18 protein-coding genes are annotated in these 22,304 nt (G+C 62.4%); 17 read left to right on the top strand and 1 reads right to left on the bottom strand.

Translation table 11 applies throughout. The features are described from left to right. Window position 1 precedes the first annotated feature (1 nt). The 4 genes from ABEG21_RS08935 (at window position 2) to rlmD (ending at window position 4,967) form a co-directional block, all read left to right on the top strand. Window positions 2–1,027, top strand: coding sequence for a peptidoglycan DD-metalloendopeptidase family protein (locus ABEG21_RS08935; RefSeq protein WP_347554310.1), 1,026 nt, complete (start codon window positions 2–4; stop codon window positions 1,025–1,027). Window positions 1,028–1,274: 247 nt separating this feature from the next. Next, a complete protein-coding gene (gene rpoS, locus ABEG21_RS08930) occupies window positions 1,275–2,303 on the top strand; it encodes an RNA polymerase sigma factor RpoS (protein WP_347556693.1) in 1,029 nt (342 codons plus the stop codon). Between the two features lie 146 nt (window positions 2,304–2,449). Further along, window positions 2,450–3,211, top strand: coding sequence for a 3'-5' exonuclease (locus ABEG21_RS08925; RefSeq protein ID WP_347556692.1), 762 nt, complete (start codon window positions 2,450–2,452; stop codon window positions 3,209–3,211). A gap of 364 nt (window positions 3,212–3,575) precedes the next feature. Further along, entirely contained in the window at window positions 3,576–4,967 is a 1,392-nt protein-coding gene (rlmD, locus tag ABEG21_RS08920) for a 23S rRNA (uracil(1939)-C(5))-methyltransferase RlmD (protein WP_347556691.1), read from the top strand. Window positions 4,968–5,137: 170 nt separating this feature from the next. Here rlmD and ABEG21_RS08915 read toward each other — a convergent pair whose 3' ends face one another. Beyond that, entirely contained in the window at window positions 5,138–5,845 is a 708-nt protein-coding gene (locus ABEG21_RS08915) for a Bax inhibitor-1/YccA family protein (RefSeq protein ID WP_347554309.1), read from the bottom strand. Window positions 5,846–6,106: 261 nt separating this feature from the next. Between ABEG21_RS08915 and ndk the strand changes: the two genes are divergently transcribed. The 13 genes from ndk (at window position 6,107) to ABEG21_RS08850 (ending at window position 22,276) form a co-directional block, all read left to right on the top strand. Next, window positions 6,107–6,532 (top strand): nucleoside-diphosphate kinase, encoded by a 426-nt coding sequence (gene ndk, locus ABEG21_RS08910; RefSeq protein ID WP_347554308.1) that lies wholly within the window; start codon window positions 6,107–6,109, stop codon window positions 6,530–6,532. A gap of 360 nt (window positions 6,533–6,892) precedes the next feature. Next, window positions 6,893–8,104, top strand: coding sequence for a 23S rRNA (adenine(2503)-C(2))-methyltransferase RlmN (gene rlmN / locus ABEG21_RS08905; protein ID WP_347554307.1), 1,212 nt, complete (start codon window positions 6,893–6,895; stop codon window positions 8,102–8,104). A gap of 174 nt (window positions 8,105–8,278) precedes the next feature. After that, window positions 8,279–9,412 (top strand): RodZ domain-containing protein, encoded by a 1,134-nt coding sequence (locus tag ABEG21_RS08900; protein ID WP_347554306.1) that lies wholly within the window; start codon window positions 8,279–8,281, stop codon window positions 9,410–9,412. Window positions 9,413–9,591: 179 nt separating this feature from the next. Beyond that, window positions 9,592–10,902: a flavodoxin-dependent (E)-4-hydroxy-3-methylbut-2-enyl-diphosphate synthase gene (gene ispG / locus ABEG21_RS08895; RefSeq protein WP_347554305.1), complete on the top strand. Its 1,311-nt coding sequence runs from the start codon at window positions 9,592–9,594 to the stop codon at window positions 10,900–10,902. Window positions 10,903–10,914: 12 nt separating this feature from the next. Beyond that, complete coding sequence (hisS, locus tag ABEG21_RS08890; RefSeq protein ID WP_347554304.1) at window positions 10,915–12,237, top strand: histidine--tRNA ligase; 1,323 nt, start codon at window positions 10,915–10,917, stop codon at window positions 12,235–12,237. A gap of 120 nt (window positions 12,238–12,357) precedes the next feature. Continuing rightward, a complete protein-coding gene (locus ABEG21_RS08885; RefSeq protein WP_347554303.1) occupies window positions 12,358–12,999 on the top strand; it encodes a tetratricopeptide repeat protein in 642 nt (213 codons plus the stop codon). A gap of 284 nt (window positions 13,000–13,283) precedes the next feature. Further along, complete coding sequence (gene bamB / locus ABEG21_RS08880) at window positions 13,284–14,399, top strand: outer membrane protein assembly factor BamB (RefSeq protein WP_347556690.1); 1,116 nt, start codon at window positions 13,284–13,286, stop codon at window positions 14,397–14,399. Between the two features lie 191 nt (window positions 14,400–14,590). Then, entirely contained in the window at window positions 14,591–15,937 is a 1,347-nt protein-coding gene (der, locus tag ABEG21_RS08875; protein WP_347554302.1) for a ribosome biogenesis GTPase Der, read from the top strand. Window positions 15,938–16,288: 351 nt separating this feature from the next. After that, window positions 16,289–16,543, top strand: a complete 255-nt coding sequence (gene hfq, locus ABEG21_RS08870; protein WP_347554301.1) for an RNA chaperone Hfq — start codon at window positions 16,289–16,291, stop codon at window positions 16,541–16,543. Window positions 16,544–16,642: 99 nt separating this feature from the next. Beyond that, window positions 16,643–18,007: a GTPase HflX gene (hflX, locus tag ABEG21_RS08865; RefSeq protein WP_347554300.1), complete on the top strand. Its 1,365-nt coding sequence runs from the start codon at window positions 16,643–16,645 to the stop codon at window positions 18,005–18,007. A gap of 229 nt (window positions 18,008–18,236) precedes the next feature. Next, on the top strand, window positions 18,237–19,907 hold the full coding sequence (gene hflK, locus ABEG21_RS08860; RefSeq protein ID WP_347554299.1) for an FtsH protease activity modulator HflK: 1,671 nt from the start codon (window positions 18,237–18,239) through the stop codon (window positions 19,905–19,907). Window positions 19,908–19,919: 12 nt separating this feature from the next. After that, complete coding sequence (gene hflC / locus ABEG21_RS08855) at window positions 19,920–20,840, top strand: protease modulator HflC (protein WP_347554298.1); 921 nt, start codon at window positions 19,920–19,922, stop codon at window positions 20,838–20,840. A gap of 200 nt (window positions 20,841–21,040) precedes the next feature. After that, complete coding sequence (locus ABEG21_RS08850; protein WP_347554297.1) at window positions 21,041–22,276, top strand: ATP phosphoribosyltransferase regulatory subunit; 1,236 nt, start codon at window positions 21,041–21,043, stop codon at window positions 22,274–22,276. Window positions 22,277–22,304 lie beyond the last annotated feature (28 nt).

Below are 22,304 nucleotides of genomic sequence, written 5' to 3'. Positions count from 1 at the left end.
GATGAGTATGTTGATGATTGGCAGCGGTCGATCCCTGTGGACGCATTTTCAACGTGGCGCTTGCGTGGTGGCGTTGTCCGCACTGGCCGCCTGTGCCTCGCGGATGGATAGCGCTCCGGTGGTCGATCGGACCGGCACCGCGCCCGGCCTGCCCACGGCGGGAGCGTCCAATGTACCGCCGGGGCCGCCGCCTCCGGGGTTCTACCAGGTGCAGCCGGGCGATACGCTGTATCGCGTGGCGCTGAAGAACGGCCAGAACTATCGCGATATCGCGACGTGGAACAATCTGACCAACCCGAATCAGATCGAGGTCGGTCAGGTTCTGCGCGTGGCGCCGCCGGGTTCGACGCCCGATAGCAGCGGCGTGACGACGACGCCGTTGGGTGGTGGCGCGGTGCAGACCGCGCCGCTGGCTGGTTCGGCGTCGCCTTATGCATCGCCGTACGCAAGCGGCGGCGCGCCGCCGGCCAATGCGGGTGGCTATCCTTCGCCCTATGCGAACGGTGCCGGTGGCGCCCAGAGCAATACGCTGGCGCAGAACGTGCCGCCGCCGTCGTATGGTCCGGCCTCGACGCCGGGTGTGACGGCCTTGCCGGCCGCCCCTGTCGCGTCGGCTGCGGCGCCGGTGCCGCCGGTGGCCGCGAACGGCAAGATCGACTTCATGTGGCCGGTGCAGGGCGGCGGATCGAACCCGATCCTGCAACGCTTCGATGGCGTGAAGAGCAAGGGCGTCGATATCGGCGGGACGGCGGGCACGCCGATTCTCGCGGCGGCTGCCGGACGGGTGTTATACGCCGGGAGCGAGCTGCGCGGATATGGCAATCTGATTATCATCAAACATGATGATCATTACCTGACGGCCTACGGCCACAATCGAACCTTGCTGGTCAAGAACAACGATGTCGTGACGAAGGGCCAGCAGATCGCCGAAATGGGCGATACGCAAGCCAGCCGCGTGGAGCTGCACTTCGAAGTTCGTAAAGATTCCACTCCGGTGGATCCACTGACGTATCTGCCTCCTCGATAAAGGGAGCGTTATGCCGAAGTCGAAGCGTCGGGTTGTCGAGGAGGGCGCGGCGTCCGAGGGCAAGCGCCCGGGACGGACGCTGTCGCGTGACGGTCCACCGGACGACGCACTTCGGCCGGGGCAGACTACGGCATCCACACCGTCGGGCATCGCAACGGCCCCGGTGGCAACGCCGCAGGCCGCGGAGAGCAGCACCTCTCGTGGCCGCCGCGCCGTTCACTACGATGATGAGGCGGACGACGCAGATTTGTCCGATGCATCCGATGCCTTGACGGGGGCAGACGGCGGCGAATTGAGCGACACGTCAGACGCTGACGTTGGCGACGACGCCGATGGATCGCACCGTGGCGGGACGCAAGCCGCTTCCGCTAGCGGTTCGACCGAGAGCGATCCCGCCGAATTCCGAAATTTGCTTCAGGCCGAGCTGACAGCCGATACGATCCAGCACTATTTGAATCGGATCAGCCTGAAGCCGCTATTGACTGTCGAGCAGGAACAGCATTTCTCGCGCCGCGCGAAAGAGGGGACGTTCGAGGCGCGGCAGGTGATGATCGAACACAATCTTCGCCTGGTGGTCAGCATTGCGAAGGCCTATTCCAATCGCGGCCTGCCCCTGCTCGACGTGATTGCCGAAGGCAACCTCGGCTTGATGCATGCGATCGAGAAATTCGATCCCGAGCGGGGCTTTCGCTTTTCCACCTATGCCACCTGGTGGATTCGGCAAAGCATCGAACGCGCGATCATGAATCAGGCGCGCACGGTGCGCCTGCCGGTCCATGTCATCCGCGAATTGAACCAGGTGCTGCGTGCGAAGCGGCATCTGGAGCGCAGTGCCTGGGCCGAATTCCCCGGCGAGCGGCGCGAGGCCAGCGTCGACGATATCGCGCACCTGACCGGCAAGAGCGCTGACGAAATCGCCGACATCCTCGCTTTGAACGAACACACGGCGTCGCTCGATGCGCCGCTGGATCTGGACCCGGGCAGCAGTCTGCTCGATCTGCTGTCCGACGATCAGGCGCATGCGCCTGAGACGGAGGTGCAGAATCGGGAGGTCGAGGTGTTGACGCGGACCTGGCTTTCGCGTTTATCCGATAAGCATCGGCTCGTGGTGGAACGCCGTTTCGGCCTGAATAATCTCGAACCGGCAACATTGGAGCAATTGGCTGAAGAACTGCATCTCACGCGGGAGCGCGTGCGTCAGATTCAGCAAGAGGCGCTGGTGCGGCTGAAGCGCTATCTCGCGTCGAACGGCGTGGGCAAGGATTCTGTGTTGTGAATGCCATTTTAGTATTCGATATCGAGACGGTCCCCGATGTGGCCGGTTTGCGGGCCCTGGGTGAGAGCGGTCCCGCCGGTGCCGCGGCGCTTGCGGCCAGTCGCCCCGCGCCGACGAAGGGGACTGACGGGGACGATGCGCCCGCGCTGTTCGACAGCGAAACTGACACCGACACCGATGGGGATGCGGCCGCATTCGCGGCACCGCTCGCGACGCTGGACGACGATGCAGTGGCCCAGCGCGCCTTCGACGCCCGTCGGGGTAAGACGGGATCGGACTTTCTGCCGCATCATCTGCAGCGGATCGTGGCCATTTCCTGCGTGCTGCGCGGCAGCAAAGGCTTTGTAGTGCGCTCGCTCGGTCAGCCGGACGATCCCGAGCCCGTGCTGATCGCGGCGTTTTTCGACATGATCGAGCGGTATGGTCCGGTTCTCGTGTCGTGGAACGGGAGCGGTTTCGATCTGCCGGTCCTGCACTATCGAGCGCTGATTCATGGCATCACCGCGCAGCGTTATTGGGACATGGGGGGCATCGATCGCGATGCGAAGTGGAACAACTACATCAGTCGCTACCACTTTCGGCATACTGATCTGATGGATGTGCTAGCTGCCTATCAGCCCCGCGCGAGCGCGCCTTTGGACGCATTGGCCAAGCTTTGCGGCTTTCCCGGCAAGATGGGGATGGATGGGTCGCAGGTCTGGCCGGCGTATCGCGCAGGGCAGATCGAGGCTATCCGCCATTACTGCGAAACCGACGTGGTCAATACCTATCTGATGTATTGCCGCTTCCAGTTGATGCGCGGTGAGTTGTCGACGCTCGAGTACCAGGACGAGATCCAACTGGTGAAGCAGGCGCTGGCCGAACGCCCGGAAGCGCATTGGGCAGAATATCTGGCGGGCTTTGCCTGAGACGGTTTGCGTCCCGACGCAGGCGGACGCGGTGGTGTTTGTGGCACAGAGGCTGCCCCTGCGTCCCGCATTCGCTTACAATCTCGCCTTTTCCCCACACTGCCGTGCATCGCCGCGTTTGGCGCGCTTCCGTCGTTGGAACCGTCGCGCCGTGGTGCTGCGCGTGCAAGCGAGAATTGCCGTGTCCGAATCCCACTCCGACTTGCCGAAAACGCCCGCCGCCGTCCCCGCGTCCGCGGCGCACCATGCCGGGGCACGTAGCGAACCGCCGTCGGCCGTCGCCGCCCAGGTCTCGCCGGTCAGTGCCGCGCATGCGCCTTCGGTCAAGCCGGTGAAGTCGCGTCGTAACCGTCGCGAACGGAATATGCAAACGGATGCATCGCGTATTCCCGGCGCGCTGGACACGATCATCGACATCGACTCGCTCGATATGGAGGCGCGCGGCGTCGGCCGTCTGGTCGAGGAAGACGGGACGCCCGGCAAGGTCGTGTTCGTCGAGGGCGCCTTGCCTGGCGAGCGCGTGATTTATTCGAGTTATCGGAAAAAGCCGTCTTTCGAGCAAGCCACGCTGACGAAGGTGCTGCGTCCGAGCGTGCTGCGTACGACGCCGCAATGCACTTATTTCGGCATTTGCGGCGGGTGTTCGATGCAACATCTGGATCTGCGCGCGCAAGTGGCGGTCAAGCAGCGTGTGTTGGAGGACAATCTCCAGCATCTGTCGAAGCTGAAGCCGGAAACGGTCATGCGGCCGATTCACGGCCCGGGCTGGGGCTATCGCTATCGCGCGCGCTTGACGGTGCGCAATGTCGAGAAGAAGGGCGGCGTGCTGGTCGGATTTCATGAGCGCAAGAGCAGCTATGTCGCCGACATGACCCACTGCGAGGTCTTGCCGCCGGTGATCTCGGCGATGTTGGTGCCGCTGCGTCATCTGGTCGGCTCGCTGTCGATTCGCGACAGAATGCCGCAGATCGAATTGGCGATGGGCGCAACGGTCATCGCGCTCGTGCTGCGGGTGCTTGAGCCGATGACGGCCGACGACGAAGCCGCCGTGCGGGCATTTGCCGACGAGCATGGCGTTCAGTTCTGGCTGCAGCCGAAGGGTCCCGACACCGTCGTGCCGTTCTATCCGGCCAGCGATATCGATGCGACCGGTCTCGACTACGTGTTGCCGGAGTTCAATATTCGGATGCCGTTCCGACCGACCGATTTCACGCAGGTCAATCATGCGATCAATCGCGTGTTGGTGTCCCGGGCGCTCCGTCTGCTGGCGCCCGCGCCGACGGACCGGGTGATCGATCTGTTCTGTGGCCTCGGCAACTTCACACTGCCCTTGGCCCGGCTGGCGCGCGAGGTCCATGGCATTGAAGGTAGCGACGTGCTGACGGCGCGGGCGCTCGATAACGCACGGCTGAACGGCGTCGATGCACACACGACGTTTGCCTGCCGCAATCTGTTCGAAATCACGCCCGACGATTGGCGCGCTTTAGGCGCCTTCGACAAGGCCTTGATCGATCCGCCGCGCGAAGGCGCCCTGGCCGTGGCGCGCACGCTGGCCGACCTGGCGGCTGCCGGCGAAACCCATCTGCTGCCGTCACGCATCGTCTACGTGTCCTGCAATCCGGCCACGCTGGCGCGCGATGCGGGCTTGCTGGTGCATGAGGCGGGCTATCGACTGCGTGGGGCGGGGGTCGTCAATATGTTCCCGCACACGTCGCACGTCGAATCGATCGCGGTATTCGAGCGCGACCCGTCGTAAGTCGCAACCCGACAGCGTGCCTGGGGCAATAAAAAAGGCCGACTCGTAGGACGAGTCGGCCTTTTTATCGTGTAGCGGGTACCGGGCTTTGATCTGTTCGCGCGTTTATGCTTGCGCGACTACGCTGTCGGGTCCGCAATTGCGGCAACCGGGCGAACCCGGTTGCACGATCAGTTCCGATTGCTACCGCCGCCGAAAATGCTGAGGATGCTCAGCAAGCTCGTGAAGATATTGTAGAGATCCAGATAGATCGCCAGCGTTGCCGTGACATAGTTCGTCTCGCCGCCGTTCACCACGCGTTGCACATCCACCAGCAGGAAGGCCGAGAAGATCACAAGCGCTAACACCGACACCGTCAATACCAGCGCCGGCAACTGCAGCCAGATATTGGCCAGCGACGCGATGATGATGACGAATACGCCCATCATCAGCCAACTTGCCATCTTGCTGAAGTCGCGCTTCGACACCGTCGCGATCGTCGCCATGGCGGCGAACACGACGCCGGTGCCGCCAAAGGCCAACATGATCAAGGACGCGCCGTTGGCGAGCCCGAGCACCATGCCGATGATCCGTGACAGCATCACGCCCATGAACAGCGTGAAGACCAGCAGCAGCGCGACACCGACGCCGCTGTCCTTATTGCGCTCGATCAGATACATCAGGCCGAAGGCGACAGCAAAGAACAGGATCAGCGTCACGCCCGGGCTGGCGGCCGAGAACGCCGTGAAGCCGGTGACCAGGCCCAGCCAGGCGCCGAACACGGTCGGGATCATCGACAGCGCCAGCAGCCAGTAAACATTGCGCAGCACACGGTTACGGACGGCGACGGTGCTAACCGAGCCGCCGCGACCGAAATCGTAATTTCGGAAATCGCTCATTCCCTTCTCCTTGCGCCGGATGCAGTGCACACCCCGGCATAACGTGCAAACCCGAGCCGGCGTGGAATACGCGCGTACAGGGGGCTATTCACCGCCATCCTAACATCACGAATCCTTGTGCGTGCATAGTCGGGAGGTCAACATTTCTACCAAATATTACAGCATTGAAAGGATTCGCGCAAAAGTCGCTTTTTCATACTTGCTCATGCTATACTACGCGATTCATTTTTGTACCTAACCTATTCATTTCGTGGAGTTTTCATGGCTATCGAGCGTACTCTGTCCATTATCAAGCCGGACGCGGTGGCGAAGAATGTGATCGGACAGATCTACAGCCGCTTCGAAAATGCCGGTCTGAAGATCGTTGCATCGCGCCTGGCGCAATTGTCGCAAGCGGATGCGGAAAAGTTCTACGCCGTGCACAGCGCACGTCCGTTCTTCGGCGACCTGGTCAAGTTCATGATCTCGGGTCCGGTTGTGATCCAAGTGCTGGAAGGCGAAAACGCCATCCTGAAGCATCGTGACCTGATGGGCGCGACGGATCCGAAGAAGGCGGAAGCAGGCACGATCCGCGCCGACTTCGCCGACAGCATCGATGCGAACGCCGTGCACGGTTCGGACGCTGCTGAAACGGCGGCTAACGAAATCGCATTCTTCTTCCCGGCAATCAACATCTACTCGCGTTGATGGATCGGGCGTCGCCGGGCGGAGCGGAGTGCATCTTGCTCCCGAGGCCCGTGCGGCGCGCCGTGTGACCGGGGCGCGAGCTTGTGGGCATGCGGCAAGTGGCATGGGCGCAGGGGTGACTCTGCGCCGTACGTTTTTTTGACATCCCGCTTTCGATTGATCTAGGGGAATGGGGTGGTTTGCCGCGGCTGCGGTTTGTGTGTTTTTTCCGGCTTGAACGGATCGTCGATGCGCCGTATCGGCAGCGCGACTTCCGGCAGCACCTTTTTCGCGACGGCACGATGCCTGTCGCCAGCAACACGTAAGCGTTCCGCGCGCGTATCGATGCGGGATGCATCGTTCCCCGTGCAGGTGTCCTCAATGACTGAACAACGCGGCGCGCAAGCGCCAGTGAATCTCCTCGATTTCGACGCGGCAGGCTTGGTTGCCTACTGCGATTCGCTCGGTGAAAAAGCGTTTCGCGCGAAGCAGCTGCAGCGCTGGATCCACCAGGGCGGTGAATCGGATTTCGAAAGAATGACCGATCTCGCGAAGTCGCTGCGCGCCAAATTGGCTTCGCGCGCGACGATCGCGGTACCTTCCGTGATGAAGGACCACATTTCGGTCGACGGCACGCGCAAATGGCTGCTCGACGTCGGCGCGGGCAATGCGGTCGAAACCGTGTACATTCCCGAGACGTCGCGCGGCACGCTGTGCATTTCCTCGCAGGCGGGCTGTGCGGTCAACTGCCGTTTCTGCTCGACCGGGAAGCAGGGTTTCAATCGCAATCTGAGTGCCGGCGAGATTATCGGGCAGCTCTGGATGGCCGAATTCGCCGTCCGGCATGCACGGGCGCAGGCACGTGCCGAGGCCGCCGCGCAGGGTCTGGCGCTGCCGGACGAGCCGGCCGATGCGCGCGCGGTGACGAATGTCGTCATGATGGGCATGGGTGAGCCGCTGCTGAATTTCGAGCCGGTGGTCACCGCCATGCGTCTGATGCTCGACGACAATGCCTATGGCTTGTCGCGCCGACGGGTGACGTTATCCACGTCGGGCGTGGTGCCGATGATCGACCGGCTGGCCGCCGAATTGCCGGTGGCATTGGCCGTGTCCTTGCATGCGCCGAACGATGCGCTGCGGGACGACCTGATTCCGCTGAATCGCAAGCATCCGCTGCGTGAGCTGATGGCTGCATGCCAGCGCTACCTGAAGGTCGCGCCGCGGGAATTCATCACCTTCGAATATTGCATGCTCGATAACGTCAACGACTCGCCGATGCATGCGCGGGAACTGATTGCCTTGACGCGCGACGTGCCGTGCAAATTCAATCTTATCCCGTTCAATCCGTTCCCGGATTCGGGTTTGAAGCGCTCGCGTAACGAGCGTATCAAGCGGTTTGCCGACATTCTGATCGAGGCGGGTGTGATCACCACGGTGCGCAAGACGCGTGGCGACGATATCGATGCCGCCTGCGGGCAGTTGGCGGGCGAGGTGCAGGACCGTACGCGCCTGGCGCAGCGCATGGGCCGCATCGTGCCGATTCAGGCCGTCGGCGCAGCGTCGTTACCGACGATGCCTGCGCATCCGGTATGATGCGGTTCGCAGGGTTGCCGCTGCGTAGCGAGGTCCGGGCGAGGGCGTGGCGGTGATCCAGCAGTGAGGCGGCTGTAGGGCGGCAGGAAGCGCGCGACGGGTGAAGCGATGGCTTGGCCGCGTTTCAAGTGGACGGCAGCAGGGATTCGGAACTCTTGGATGCAGGATTTGCGGATGGATATGAACAGAGACGATGGCATCGTGCCAAGCACCGGCGCCGTTGGCGCCCGCGATGCGGCACCCGCGAGCACAGCAAACGGTAGCGCGGCGGCGAATGCCGCTGCAGCCGTTGGCGAGCGACTCGCCGCTGCCCGCGTCGCCAAGGGTCGATCCATCGACGAAATGGCATCCCGATTGAAGGTGGCGGCGTCCAAGGTCGAAGCGCTGGAGCGCGGCAATCTGGGCGCGCTCCATGATGCGGCGTTTTCCGTGGGTTTGACCCGAAGCTATGCCAAGGTGCTGGGTATCGACCCGGGCCCGCTGGCGGACGCGTTGCGCGGCGTGCAGACGCCGACCAGCGATTTATCGTCGCTGCCGCAATCGTCGGCGCGGCCACCCAGCATGCGCCGGGCCAATGTGCCGCTGAGCTGGAGCACGCGCCGCTCCGATCGCCGCTCCTGGATCTGGGGCGGCCTCGCGGCATTCGTCGTGTTGGTGTTGCTGGTTGTCTGGCGCGCCGGCAACGAGCCGAATGGCTGGTTGCAGAAGGTCCGTGGCGATGCCAAGTCGGATCTGGCGATGGCCAATCCGAATGCCGCGAGCCAGCCGGATGTCGGCGGTGTGGCGCAGGCATCCGGTGCGGTCGTGTCGTCGCTGCCGCCGGTGAGTGGCGCGACGTCGGGCGATGCGTCTTCCGGATCGGATAACGGGGCCACCGGAGCCGGCGCGACGGCGAACGTCACCTCCGCTTTGGCTGCGCCGTCGAATGCATTGGCTGCGGCAGCGTCCGAGACCGGCTCTGCCGCGGCGGCGACGCTGGCCGCCGTGTCGGCACCGAGCGCTACCGCACCGGCGGCGGTCGGCAAGACGGCATCGGCCACGACCGCGCCGCTGCCCGCAGGGGCGGTGCCGTTGACCTTGAGCGCGTCGCATGACAGCTGGGTCAGTGTGTCGCAGGCGGACGGTCACACGGTGTTTTCGGGCATTGTGCGTGCCGGGCAGACGCAACAGACGGCCGGTGTCCGTCCTTTCCGTCTGGTGATCGGCAATATTGGCGGGATCAGCGCGATAACGCAGGACGGTCAGACGGTGGACCTGTCCCCTTACGCGAAAGCAGGGCATAACGTTGCGCGGCTGACGCTGCGATAATGCACTCCGCGGCGCAGATGCGCCGCCGCGCGGGTGTCGCGCAGTTGCTGCCCTCGCTTGCCGTCGCCGGCGGTGAATGGCGGCGTACAAGATAAGCTGCATCCGATGTATGGGGCCGGTGACGCGAGGCTCCCGCGGTCGGGTGCGCGATGACATTTTCGGACGAAGGTCCTATAGACATGCAGATCGATCAACAAAGAGAGTTCGCTGGCCCGGCGCCGCGCCGTCAATCGGTAGCGGTTGACGTTCGTTGGGCCGGTCGCCTGGTCACGATCGGTGGTGCGGCGCCGGTGCGCGTGCAATCGATGACGAATACGGACACCGTCGATGCCATCGGCACGGCGATCCAGGTCAAGGAACTGGCCCAAGCCGGGTCCGAACTGGTCCGCATCACCGTCAATACGCCGGAAGCCGCGCAGGCTGTACCGTATGTCCGCGAGCAGCTCGACAAAATGGGCATCGACGTGCCGTTGGTCGGCGATTTCCATTACAACGGCCATCTGCTGTTGACGAAATATCCGGATTGCGCGGAAGCGCTGTCCAAATACCGCATCAATCCCGGTAACGTCGGACATGGCGCCAAGCGCGACACCCAGTTCGCGCAGATGATCGAAGTGGCTTGCAAGTACGACAAGCCGGTTCGGATCGGTGTCAACTGGGGGAGTCTCGACCAGGATCTGCTGGCGCGGATGATGGACGAAAACGGTCGGCGAGCCGAACCGTGGGATGCGAAGAAGGTGATGTACGAGGCGATGATCGCTTCGGCCCTGAGTTCGGCGCAAGGCGCCGAGGATGTCGGTCTAGGTCGTGACCGCATCATCCTGTCCTGCAAGGTCAGCGATGTGCAGGATCTGATCGCCGTCTACAGCGAGCTGGCGCGGCGTTGCGACTACGCGCTGCACCTCGGTCTGACCGAGGCCGGCATGGGTTCGAAGGGGATCGTCGCCTCGTCGGCGGCGCTCGCGGTGCTGTTGCAGCAAGGTATCGGCGACACGATTCGCGTGTCCTTGACGCCGGAGCCGGGCGGCGCGCGGACCGGCGAAGTCGTCGTTGCCCAGGAAATCCTGCAGACGATGGGTCTGCGGTCGTTCACGCCGATGGTGATCGCTTGCCCGGGTTGCGGACGCACGACCAGTACCGTGTTCCAGGAGCTGGCGTCGAAGATCCAGACCTATCTGCGGGTGCAAATGCCGAATTGGCGCGAGGCCTATCCGGGCGTCGAGAAGATGCAGGTCGCGGTGATGGGCTGTATCGTCAATGGTCCGGGCGAATCGAAGCACGCGAACATCGGCATCAGCTTGCCGGGTTCGGGGGAATCGCCCGCCGCACCGGTCTTCATCGATGGCGAAAAGGTCAAGACGCTGCGTGGGGATCGGATTGCCGAAGAGTTCCAGATCATCGTCGATGAATACGTAGCGCGGAAATATGGCGCTAACGCTGACGGTGCGAATGCCGCCGCCAAGGCCGCCGCGACCGACGCAACCGTCTGAACAGAATAAGATATGGCAGAGCAGAAGAATAAGTTGGACAAGTTGACCGGCGTCAAGGGGATGAATGACCTCTTGCCGGCGGATGCGCCGTTATGGGCATTTTTCGAATCGACGGTGCAGTCGATGCTGAAATCGTATGGATATCAGAATATTCGTACGCCGATCGTCGAGCACACGCAGCTGTTCACGCGCGGTATCGGCGAAGTGACCGATATCGTCGAGAAGGAGATGTATAGCTTCACCGACGCGTTGAACGGTGAAAAGCTGACGTTGCGTCCGGAAAATACCGCGGCGGTGGTGCGTGCCTCGATCGAACATAATCTCTTGTACGACGGCCCGAAGCGGCTGTGGTACATCGGTCCGATGTTCCGTCATGAACGTCCGCAGCGTGGCCGTTATCGGCAGTTCCATCAGGTGGGCGTGGAAGCACTCGGCTTTGCCGGTCCGGATGCCGATGCCGAGATCATCATGATGTGTCAGCGCCTGTGGGATGACCTCGGGCTGACCGGTATTCGACTCGAATTGAATTCGTTGGGACAGGCGGACGAGCGTGCGCGTCATCGCGCGGATCTGATCGCCTATCTCGAAAAGCATCAAGACCAGCTCGATGAAGACGGCAAGCGCCGTCTGTATTCGAACCCGCTTCGCGTGCTCGATACGAAGAATCCGGCGATGCAGGCGATCGTCGATGCGGCGCCCAAGCTGATCGACTATCTCGGCGAAGCGTCGCTGAAGCATTTCGAGGGCGTGCAGCGGCTGCTGCTGGAAAACAATATCCCATTCAAGATCAATCCGCGTCTGGTGCGGGGTCTCGACTATTACAATCTGACGGTGTTCGAATGGATCACCGACCAGTTGGGCTCGCAAGGCACGGTGGCGGGCGGCGGGCGCTATGACCCGCTGGTCGAGCAACTGGGCGGCAAGCCGGCGCCGAGCTGCGGCTGGGCGATGGGCGTCGAGCGGATTCTGGAATTGTTGAAGGCGTCGGACCTCGGTCCGGAGCCGACGGCGTGCGACGCGTATGTGCTGCACCAAGGCGACGCGGCGCGTATCAAGGCCTTTATCGCCGCCGAACGGCTGCGTGATGCGGGTTTCGATGTCGTGCTGCATTGCAGTCCCGACGGCGCCAGCAGCAGTTTCAAGTCGCAGATGAAGCGCGCCGATGCGAGCGGCGCGGCGTATGCCGTCATTTTCGGTGAAGACGAAGTGGCGAACGAAACCGTCAGTGTGAAGGCGTTGCGCGCTGCGGCGGGCGACGAGCAGGCACAGCAGACGGTGGCGTTCGATGCGTTGGCCGAACATCTGATTGAACGAATCACGCGCAGCGCGGACTAACCTCGCGGGTGCGCTTGCCGATCATCCGACGCGATGACCGGCAAGCGTGCTGCGGGGGTTCCGAACGCGAGGTCGAATGGACGTTCGACATTATTTTAATAAGCACGTAATTGGCAGGCGATGAGCTATCACGACGAACAAGAGACGCTCGATAATTTGAAGGCGTGGTGGACGAACTGGGGCAACCTGATCACCTGGGTACTGCTGGCAGTCCTGGTGGCCTTGGCGGCCTGGAGTGGCTGGCATTACTGGCAGCGGCGCCAGACGGGCGAAGCAGCTGCGCTGTACGAGCAGTTCCAGCAGGCCGCGTCGGCAAATCAGGGTGCCGGTGATGCGGTCCGTGTGCGCCGCATCGCATCCGATATGACGTCGTCGTTCGGCCGTACGCCGTACGCGCAGATGACGGCATTGGGCGCGGCGGCGGTACTGTACCGTGCGAAGGACATGGACGGTGCGAAGGCCGAGTTGCAATGGGTCATCGATCACGGCAGCGACAGTAGCTATCAACAGATCGCGCGGGTGCGTTTGGCCGGCGTCCTGCTCGACCAGAAGGCCTATGACGCAGGTCTGGCTTTGCTGTCGGGCAAGGATAGCGATGGCTTTGCTGCCTTGCGCGCGGACCGGCGTGGCGATCTGCTTGCTGCGGCAGGCAAACGCGACGACGCGCGTGCGGCGTATCGCGATGCGTTGAAGCAATTGGCGTCCGACGATGCGTCGTCGCGCCAGATCGTGCAGTTGAAGCTGGATGCGCTGGGCGGTTGAACGCGGCGGGCGCTTGCGCGGTGTCGCGTCGAACCGATCGTCTGCGGGTGAGGCGATGGTCCGACATTGCCGTTGCAAGCAGGGATGGCATCGGTTTGTGCCGTCCTTGTAATAAGCGGTGACCGTTTGCAGGCGCTGCCTGAACGATTCATTGCCGTCAGAGGGCTGCTCGGCCCCCACTTCACGGCACAATAAGATTTTTTCGCGGAGCCCAATCGATAATGCTGCACCTGAAGACTGTTACGACCCGGCGCGCCGGTTCCGCGATCGTTCGCACGACGCTGATGGCAATGACTGTCGCCATCCTGGCCGCGTGTTCGTCGACCAAGGACCCGCGTCGCGTGCCGACGCCGCTGACGCAATTCAAACCGGCGTTGGAGGTCAAGCAGGCCTGGAAGGCGAGCGTCGGCAAGTCGAAGGGCTTTTTGTTCCAGCCGGCGATCAGTAGCGGCTTTATTTACGCCGCGGGCGCCAATGGCTCGATCGCCAAATTCGATGCGACCAGCGGCCGCAGTGTGTGGCATACGAAGGTCAAGGAAGACCTGACGGCAGGTGTCGGCGTTGCAGAGGACGGCTCGTTGTTGGCCGTCGGTGCGCAGGACGGCTATGTGATCGTGCTGGATGGCGAGGGTAAGCGGCTGTGGAGCGGCAACGTCGGCGGCGAAATCCTGACGGCGCCGTTGATCGGGCACAATCTGGTGCTGGTCCGGACCGCCGACGGCCGTATCACCGCGTTCGACGCGCTGACCGGCGAACAGAAGTGGGTCTACCGCAATCGCGCCGTGCCGCTAAACCTGCGCACGACGCTGGGCATGCGTTTCGCCGGCGCGAACGGCATCTTGGCCGGTTTCCCGGGCGGTTCGATGGCGGCGGTGAATATCGATAACGGTGATCCGTTCTGGCAATCGGCCGTGTCCTACCCGCAAGGCGTGACCGAAGTCGAGCGTATCAACGACGTTTCCGGTGCGCCGGAACTGGTGGGGCGCCTGGCCTGTGCCGGCAGCTTCCAGGGCCGTCTCGGCTGCTTCGATGTTGAAAATGGCCAGCCGGTTTGGCAGCACCCGTTCTCGACGTATAACGGCGTTGCCGAAGATGCGCAAATGGTGGTGGCCGGCGACGATTATTCGGTCGTCAGCGCATTCGACGCCAACACCGGCCGGTTGTTGTGGGAAAACAAGGAACTGCGCGCCCGTGATTTGAGCCGTCCGGTGCTGTTGGGGCATGCCGTGGTGGTTGGCGACTACAAGGGCTTCGTGCACTTTTTGTCGACCGACAATGGGCAGTTTGTGGCGCGTATGAAGACCGATGGCGATCCGATCACGGCACCGGCCGTGGTATCCGGTGATTCGTTGATCGTGCAAACGTCCAGCGGCGATCTGTACGCCTTCCAGCCCCAATAAGGCGGTCGGTTCGATCGTCGATCGACAGCATAGCGAGCAAGCGCAGCACACGCAGTACAGACAAGCAGCAGCGCATCCGCGATGCTCGCACGGCGCATAGGGCGTCATGCGGTGCCTCCGGATGCGTCGTGTCAACGGCCGCTGGCCGCCCTCCGGCGGCGCGACGGCCGTTGGCGTTTTGAGAGTAGATAATGAAACCCGTAATCACGCTCGTTGGCCGCCCTAATGTGGGCAAGTCGACGCTGTTCAATCGATTGACCCGTTCGCGCGACGCGTTGGTGGCCGATTTACCGGGCCTGACCCGTGACCGTCACTATGGTGAAGGGCGCGCCGGCACGCGTGAAGGAACGCGGCCTTACCTGGTCGTCGACACGGGCGGCTTCGAGCCGGTCGCGAAAGAGGGCATCCTTTATCAGATGGCCCGTCAGACCAAGCAGGCGGTCGAAGAATCCGACGTCATCGTCTTCATCGTCGATGGCCGTCTGGGTCTGGCGCCGCAGGATGCGGCCATCGCGACCTATTTGCGCAAGACCGGTCGTCCGGTGCTGCTGGTCGTCAACAAGGCCGAGGGCATGCGCTACTCGGCGGTGGCGACCGAGTTCTACGAACTCGGTCTCGGCGATCCGCGTGCGATATCGTCGGCGCATGGTGACGGTGTCAACGAGCTGATCGAGGAAGCGCTGGATGTTGCTTACGCCGGCCGCGCGACCGAGGAAGACGAGCAGGCGGAGCGGGGGACGAAGATTGCGATCGTCGGTCGTCCGAACGTCGGCAAGTCCACCTTGGTGAACACGCTGCTGGGCGAAGAGCGCGTCATTGCCTTCGATATGCCGGGAACCACGCGCGATTCGATCTATATCGATTTCGAGCGCAAGGGCAAACCCTATACGCTGATCGATACGGCCGGGATTCGCAAGCGCGGCAAGGTGTTCGAGGCCATCGAGAAATTTTCGGTCATCAAAACGCTGCAGGCCGTTTCCGATGCGAATGTCGTGATCCTGCTGCTCGATGCGCGTCAGGAAATCAGCGAACAAGATGCGCATATCGCCGGTTTCATCGTCGAGCAGGGCCGTGCCCTGGTCGTCGGCGTCAACAAGTGGGATGGGCTCGACGAGTACATTCGTGAGAAAGCGAAAGGCGATCTGGAGCGCAAACTGCGCTTCCTCGGCTTCGCGCGCCATTTCTATATCTCCGCCACGGAAAAGACCGGCATCGGTGCGATGATGCATGCGGTGGATGAAGCGTATGCCGCGGCAATGGCCAAGCTGCCGACACCGAAGCTGACACGCGCATTGATCGAGGCGGTCGAGCACCAGCAGCCCCGTCGCAAGGGGGCGACCCGTCCGAAACTGCGTTATGCACACCAGGGCGGCCAGAACCCGCCGATCATCGTGGTGCACGGCAATGCACTCGATGCCATCACGGACTCGTATCGGCGCTATCTGGAGGGTCGTTTCCGCGATACCTTCAAGCTGGTGGGCACGCCGCTGCGCATCGAGTTCCGCTCGACCGACAACCCGTTCTTGAATAAAGACTAAACGCCGCCACATGGTGTCGTGCAGGGGCCGGGTTTGCCGGCTCCTCGACGCCGGATGCGTGCCGCTCGGTGGTGGCGCTCCGATCGTATCGACAGGCGGATGCCACCCTTTCCGGGGCCTTCGCGGCACATCGCGTCTTGTGAACGGAATACTCGATTTTTGCCGGGATTGGCATCGAAAACGGCACGTTTTGGTGAGGATGAAACCCGTCTTTCGTCCCGCCCTTGCTGCCGGAAGGCCCGGTAAAATCGGATATAGTGATGGAGACGGGTCGTCCTGCTTCCTCTGGTCGAACTTCTAACGCCCGCTCCACCATTGAATTTAAACCCCGAAAACAACAGGGAGTCTGCTATGAGTCAAAACAACAAAGGGCAACTGCTTCAGGACCCGTTTTTGAACGTCCTGCGCAAGGAGCACGTTCCCGTGTCGATTTACCTGGTCAACGGCATCAAGTTGCAGGGCCAGGTCGAATCGTTCGACCAGTATGTCCTTCTGCTGCGCAATACTGTCACGCAGATGGTCTACAAACACGCGATTTCCACGGTCGTGCCTGCCCGTCCGGTTAACCTGCCGACGCCGCAAGCCACCCCCGGCTCAGCCGAGTAATCCCTGATAGCGGTATGTCGCACGACGTCAGTCTCGAGACATGTTGAACGTTCGAACGACCGATACGTCGTGTGACTACCGCGCGAGAGAACGGATAAGTTGACACGCGCTGCACTCGTCAATCTGGACTTCGGCAAAGCCGATTTCCAGGCCAGCCTGGAAGAGCTGGCAATGCTGGCCACCAGTGCCGGCGCCGACCCTGTCGTCACAGTGACAGGAAAACGGGCAAGCCCCGATCCCAAATTCTTCGTTGGTAGCGGCAAGGCTGAGGAATTGCGCCTGCTGGTTGCCCACCATGAAGTCGATCTGGTTATCTTCAACCATCCGCTGTCACCGGCACAGCAACGGAATCTGGAGCAGGCAATCCAGACGCGGGTGGTCGATCGAATCAGCCTGATTCTGGATATCTTTGCGCAACGGGCGAAAAGCGCCGAAGGCAAGGTCCAGGTCGAACTTGCTCAGCTACAGTATCTGTCCACCCGCCTGGTGCGGGCGTGGACGCACTTGGAGCGGCAAAAAGGCGGTATCGGTTTGCGCGGCCCCGGTGAAACGCAGCTCGAAACCGACCGTCGTCTGTTGGGAGAGCGGATCAAGTATCTGCGAGGTCGCCAGGCGAAGCTCGCCAAGCAGCACGGAACGCAGCGACGCGCCCGGGAACGAAGTCAGACCTTCTCGGTTTCCTTGGTCGGCTATACGAATGCGGGTAAGTCTACGCTGTTCAATGCGATCACGAAAGCGCAGACCTATGCCGCCGACCAACTGTTCGCGACACTGGACACGACGTCGCGGCGTGTGTTTCTCGGTGATGCCGGGACGATCGTGCTTAGCGATACCGTCGGCTTCATCCGCGATCTGCCGCATACGTTGATCGCGGCGTTTCGTGCCACGCTGCAGGAAACGGCGCAGTCGGATTTGTTGATCCACGTCGTCGACGCGGCCAATGCGGCGCGGCTCGATCAGATCGATGAGGTCAACAAGGTTTTGCGGGAAATCGGCGCGGCCGATGTGCCGCAATTGTTGGTCTGGAACAAGATTGATGCGGTTCCTGAACTGGACGATGTTAAGCTGTTTGAAAGAAACGAATATGGTAATATTTCCCGCGTTTTCGTGAGTGCGAAATCAGGGCGTGGTTTGGACGCCCTGCGCATGGCGATCACGGAAGCCGTGGTGGCCCGCGACCTCGACGCGCCTGTTGCGCCAACCGAGGAAGACGTGCGTTTCCGGCACACGGGACGTCCGCCGGATTGGTCGCAGCCGATCTCGGGTGGCGCAAGGGCGGATGTTTCGGACCCGGCTGCCGATGCTGCGCGGCGATCTGAGGCAGACTCGGAAACGGGTTCGGACGACCTCGGCACGGATCCGGCACACGCGTCGGATCGCGCGACGGATGCCGATTCGGATTCCGATTTCGATGCGGATTTGGATTTGGATTCGAATGCCGGATCTGGGGATCACGCGGTGTGACGGTCGATGGGGTGGGCGGCGTGGATGTCGCCCGGCGCGCTGCCTGACGGTGCGTTGTCCGGTCTGGCCCTGGCGTGTCGTTTCTTGATGTGGCCTCACGGCGTCGACGTATGGCGTTGGTTTCACCGCGTGCTTCAAAGCGAGCTTCATAGCGAGCCTCACAGCGTACTCTCGGGTGCTTCACGGCGTGCCTTACAGCGTGCTACACAGCGTACTAACCGGCTGCTTCATGGTGAATGATCAAAACTACAGCAGTGCTCGGCAGCGGATGACCGCTGTCTTTTCATTAAACGATCAGCGCTGGGGACGGGGCGAATCCCGTGAGACGACGGGCGACGGCGACGCCACGGCGTCCGATACGCCAGGGACGCCGGAGGCCGGCAACCAAGGCACGCGCGGCAGCGACGACCATCGAACGATGAGCGAGGGCGGCAAGGACGAAGGCGGCAATGGTCGACCGGACGACGGGCGCCGTGAAGGGCCGCCGACAACGCCTCCGGGCGTGCCGCAGCGCGGCGACCGCAAACGCCCCAACGGGGGCGGCGACAAGCAAGCGGGGCCGCCCGATCTCGACGAGTTGTGGCGCGAGTTCAATGCACGGATTCAACGCTTGTTCGGATCCGGCGGCGGCAATAATAACGGCGGCAACGACAATCGGCCGCCGCGCGGCGGCCCGCGCTTTCCCAGCGCCGGCCGTACCGGTTCGATCGGCGTCATCGCCATCCTATGCGCGGTCATCCTGATCTGGTTGGGAAGCGGCGTCTATGTCGTGCAGGAAGGCCAGGCGGGCGTCGTGCTGCGTTTCGGCAAATATGTCCGCACGGTCCCCGCGGGCGTACAGTGGCGGATGCCATGGCCGTTCGAATCGAATGAGACCGTCAATATGTGGCAGGTCCGTTCGATCGATATCGGTCGCAGCGGAACGATCGCGCAGACCAATTCGAAGGATTCGTCGATGCTGACGGCCGACGAGAACATCATCGACGTGCGTTTCGCGGTCCAGTATCGGATCAAGGACGCGGCTGATTTCCTGTTCAATAATGCCGACGCGGAAGCGAATGTCGCGCAGGCTGCCGAGACGGCGGTGCGCGAGATCGTCGGCAAGAGCAAGATGGATTTCGTCTTGTATGAAGGGCGCGAACAGGTCGCGCTGGAACTGACGCAGGCGATCCAGAAGATTCTCGACTCATATCGCGACGGCATCCTGGTGACCAGTGTGACGATGCAGAACGTGCAGCCGCCGCAACAGGTTCAAGCGGCCTTCGACGATGCCGTCAAAGCCGGTCAAGATCGCGAGCGGCAGAAGAACGAAGCGCAGGCCTACGCGAATAACGTGATTCCCCGTGCCCGCGGCACGGCCGCGCGGATGATCGAGGAAGCCGAAGGCTATAAGGCCAAGGTCGTTGCGCAAGCGACGGGGGATGCACAGCGTTTCGATGCGATCCAGGCGCAGTACGCGAAGGCCCCGGCGGTGACCCGCGAACGGATGTATCTGGATACGATGCAGCAGATTTATGGTCGCTCGTCGAAAGTGCTGATCGACAGCCGCAGCAATAACAATTTGCTCTATCTGCCGCTCGACAAGTTGCTGAATAGCGGGGGTAACGCCAATGATGCCGGGGCGAACCGGTCGCAGGGCCGCAATGGCGCGTCCGGCAACGGTGATGGCAGTGCGCAGGATGGTGTGTCCGGCGATGCCTCATCGCTCGACGGCGCGCCGGTGAGCTTGGGGAGTGGGATGCCGAACGGCATGTCCGGTGGGGTGTCAGGCGCATCGGCGATGTCCTCGATGGCGTCGCGTCAGGGGGATGGCAGCGACCCGTTGCGTTCCCGTACGATTTTCCGCAGCCGGGACCGCAGTGAATCGCTGCAGGATGTCCCAGGCGTGCCTGGTCAATAAGGAACGCCAACCATGAATCGAATCATTACCGCGATTGTCGCGTTGGCCGTGGTGTTGTCGCTGGCTTCGTCGATGATGTTTGTCGTCGATCAGCGCCGCTATGCGATCGTCTTTGCCTTGGGTGCCGTCAAGCGCGAGATTTCCGAGCCGGGTCTGTATTTCAAGTTGCCGCCGCCGTTCCAGCATGTGGTGACGATCGACAAGCGCATCCAGACGATCGATAACGCCGAGCCGGACCGTTACATCACGTCGGAGAAGAAGAACCTGTTGGTCGACTTGTTCGTCAAGTATCGCGTCTCGGACCCGCTGAAGTACTACATCTCGTTCAAGAGCGACAGCGGCGCGGCGGAAGACCGCCTGAAGGCGATCATCCGCGCGGCGTTGAACGAAGAGTTTGCAAAGCGCACGGTGACCGAGGTCGTATCGAACGAGCGTGAAGTCGTCATGCAGGCGGTTCGGACCAAAGTCGAGCGCGAGGCCAGCAGCATTGGTATTCAGGTTCTCGACGTGCGTCTGAAGCGCGTGGATCTGTTGGCGGCTATTAGCGATTCGGTCTATCGCCGGATGGAAGCCGAACGCAAGCAGGTCGCGAATACGTTGCGCTCGACCGGCGCTGCCGAAGCGGAACAGATCCGTGCCGATGCGGATCGGCAACGCGAAGTCGCGCTGTCCGATGCCTACGAGAAAACGCAGGCGATCATGGGCGATGCCGATGCACAGGCGTCGGCGATTTATGCGCAGTCTTTTGGGAAGGATCCGGCTTTCTATGCCTTCTATAAGAGCCTGGAAGCCTACCGCACGACCTTCCGCAGCAAGCAGGACGTGATCGTCGCCGATCCGAACAGCCCGTTCTTCCAATACCTGCGCTCGCCCGACGGCGGCGGCCAGGTGGCGCCCAGTGCGGCGCCGGCAGCGCGCGCCCGCGCGCGCTGAGCGGCTGTTTTCTGACTGATTCGAGGCGCCCCGACGTGATTTGGGGGCGCCTTTTTACGTGGGCGGTTACTCTTCCGCCCACTTTTGCGTAGAATTGCGACCTGTTTGTCGACGCAACGGCATGGACGTGCCATTGCGTCGACTTTTGCCGTCTTTTTGTTTATCGCCACATCTGGCATTGGATTGAGAGGATATCGACCGTGTCGATTTGGCTCCTGCCCGAAAGCATTGCCGACGTCCTGCCGTCGGAAGCGCGTAAAAGCGAAAACCTCCGCCGGCTGCTGCTCGATCGGTTCCGCGCCTACGGCTATGAAATGGTGATGCCGCCGCTCCTGGAGTATCTGGAGTCGCTGCTGGCCGGCGCCGGCGACGATCTGGCGCTGCGCACGTTCAAGTTGGTCGACCAGTTGTCGGGTCGCACGATGGGCGTGCGCGCCGACATCACGCCGCAGGTCTCGCGCATCGACGCCCATTTGCTGAATCGCGCTGGTGTGACGCGCCTGTGCTATGCCGGTCCCACGCTGGAGACCCGTCCGCGTGGCTTGCACGCGACACGCGAGCCTTATCAGATCGGCGCGGAATTATATGGTCATGCGGGAATCGAAGCCGATATCGAGATCCAGCAGCTTCTGATCGATTGCGCCGGGCGCGTCGGTCTTGGCGGCGTGCGTCTCGATCTCGGACATGCGGCCATCGCCACGTCGTTGCTGGCTTCGTCGTCGCAGGCCGCAGCGCAGGCGTACGCGATCTCCGGCGCGCTCGCATCGAAGGATGTGCCGGCACTGCAGGCATTGACGCAGACGCTGGACGCCCCGATTCGGGACGCCTTGCGGGCCTTGCCGGCCTTGTACGGTGGTCGCGAAGTACTCGATCGCGCGCGCGCCTTGCTGCCGGCACTGCCGGAAATCGTGCGAGCGCTGGACGATCTGACGCAATTGGCCGATGCGGCTGCTGCGGCACTGCAGTCCGGAACGGTTGCGGCGGGGTCTGCTCCAACAAGCGCGCACGCGGCGGATCGTCCCACGGGCGTCAGCAGCGTGCAGTTCGATCTTGCCGATCTCGGCGGTACTTATCAGTACCACACCGGCGTGATCTTCTCGGCGTATGTCGACGGCGTGCCGAACGCGATCGCGCGCGGTGGGCGGTATGATCGAATCGGGCGCCTGTTCGGTCGCGATCGTCCGGCGATTGGATTTTCGATGGATCTGCGCGAATTGGCGCGCATCTCCGCCGTTGACGCGCGTTCGTCGGCGATTTATGCGCCGTGGACGCAGGATGCAGGGTTGCGCGCCGCGATCGCCGCATTGCGCGACGCGGGCGAGGTGGTGATCCAGTCACTGCCAGGCCATGCGCACGATCTGGACGAATTTGCCTGCGAGCGCGAGCTCGTCGCGCAAGACGGCCAATGGGTGTTGGTGTCACGCCAAACACGCTAATTTCACGAACTCGCTATGCAACGCGGGT

This window comes from Robbsia sp. KACC 23696 (assembly GCF_039852015.1).
GTDB lineage: Bacteria > Pseudomonadota > Gammaproteobacteria > Burkholderiales > Burkholderiaceae > Robbsia.
This window is presented reverse-complemented; position numbering and strand designations above follow the sequence as displayed.

Bases quoted from the DNA above. Each gene is read 5' to 3' on its own strand.
- ABEG21_RS08935 (WP_347554310.1), top strand. From the start codon at position 2: ATGAGTATGTTGATGATTGGCAGCGGTCGATCCCTGTGGACGCATTTT.
- rlmD (WP_347556691.1), top strand. From the start codon at position 3,576: ATGCAAACGGATGCATCGCGTATTCCCGGCGCGCTGGACACGATCATC.
- ABEG21_RS08915 (WP_347554309.1), bottom strand. From the start codon at position 5,845: ATGAGCGATTTCCGAAATTACGATTTCGGTCGCGGCGGCTCGGTTAGC.
- ndk (WP_347554308.1), top strand. From the start codon at position 6,107: ATGGCTATCGAGCGTACTCTGTCCATTATCAAGCCGGACGCGGTGGCG.
- rlmN (WP_347554307.1), top strand. From the start codon at position 6,893: ATGACTGAACAACGCGGCGCGCAAGCGCCAGTGAATCTCCTCGATTTC.
- ABEG21_RS08900 (WP_347554306.1), top strand. From the start codon at position 8,279: ATGGATATGAACAGAGACGATGGCATCGTGCCAAGCACCGGCGCCGTT.
- ispG (WP_347554305.1), top strand. From the start codon at position 9,592: ATGCAGATCGATCAACAAAGAGAGTTCGCTGGCCCGGCGCCGCGCCGT.
- hisS (WP_347554304.1), top strand. From the start codon at position 10,915: ATGGCAGAGCAGAAGAATAAGTTGGACAAGTTGACCGGCGTCAAGGGG.
- ABEG21_RS08885 (WP_347554303.1), top strand. From the start codon at position 12,358: ATGAGCTATCACGACGAACAAGAGACGCTCGATAATTTGAAGGCGTGG.
- bamB (WP_347556690.1), top strand. From the start codon at position 13,284: ATGGCAATGACTGTCGCCATCCTGGCCGCGTGTTCGTCGACCAAGGAC.
- der (WP_347554302.1), top strand. From the start codon at position 14,591: ATGAAACCCGTAATCACGCTCGTTGGCCGCCCTAATGTGGGCAAGTCG.
- hfq (WP_347554301.1), top strand. From the start codon at position 16,289: ATGAGTCAAAACAACAAAGGGCAACTGCTTCAGGACCCGTTTTTGAAC.
- hflK (WP_347554299.1), top strand. From the start codon at position 18,237: ATGGTGAATGATCAAAACTACAGCAGTGCTCGGCAGCGGATGACCGCT.
- hflC (WP_347554298.1), top strand. From the start codon at position 19,920: ATGAATCGAATCATTACCGCGATTGTCGCGTTGGCCGTGGTGTTGTCG.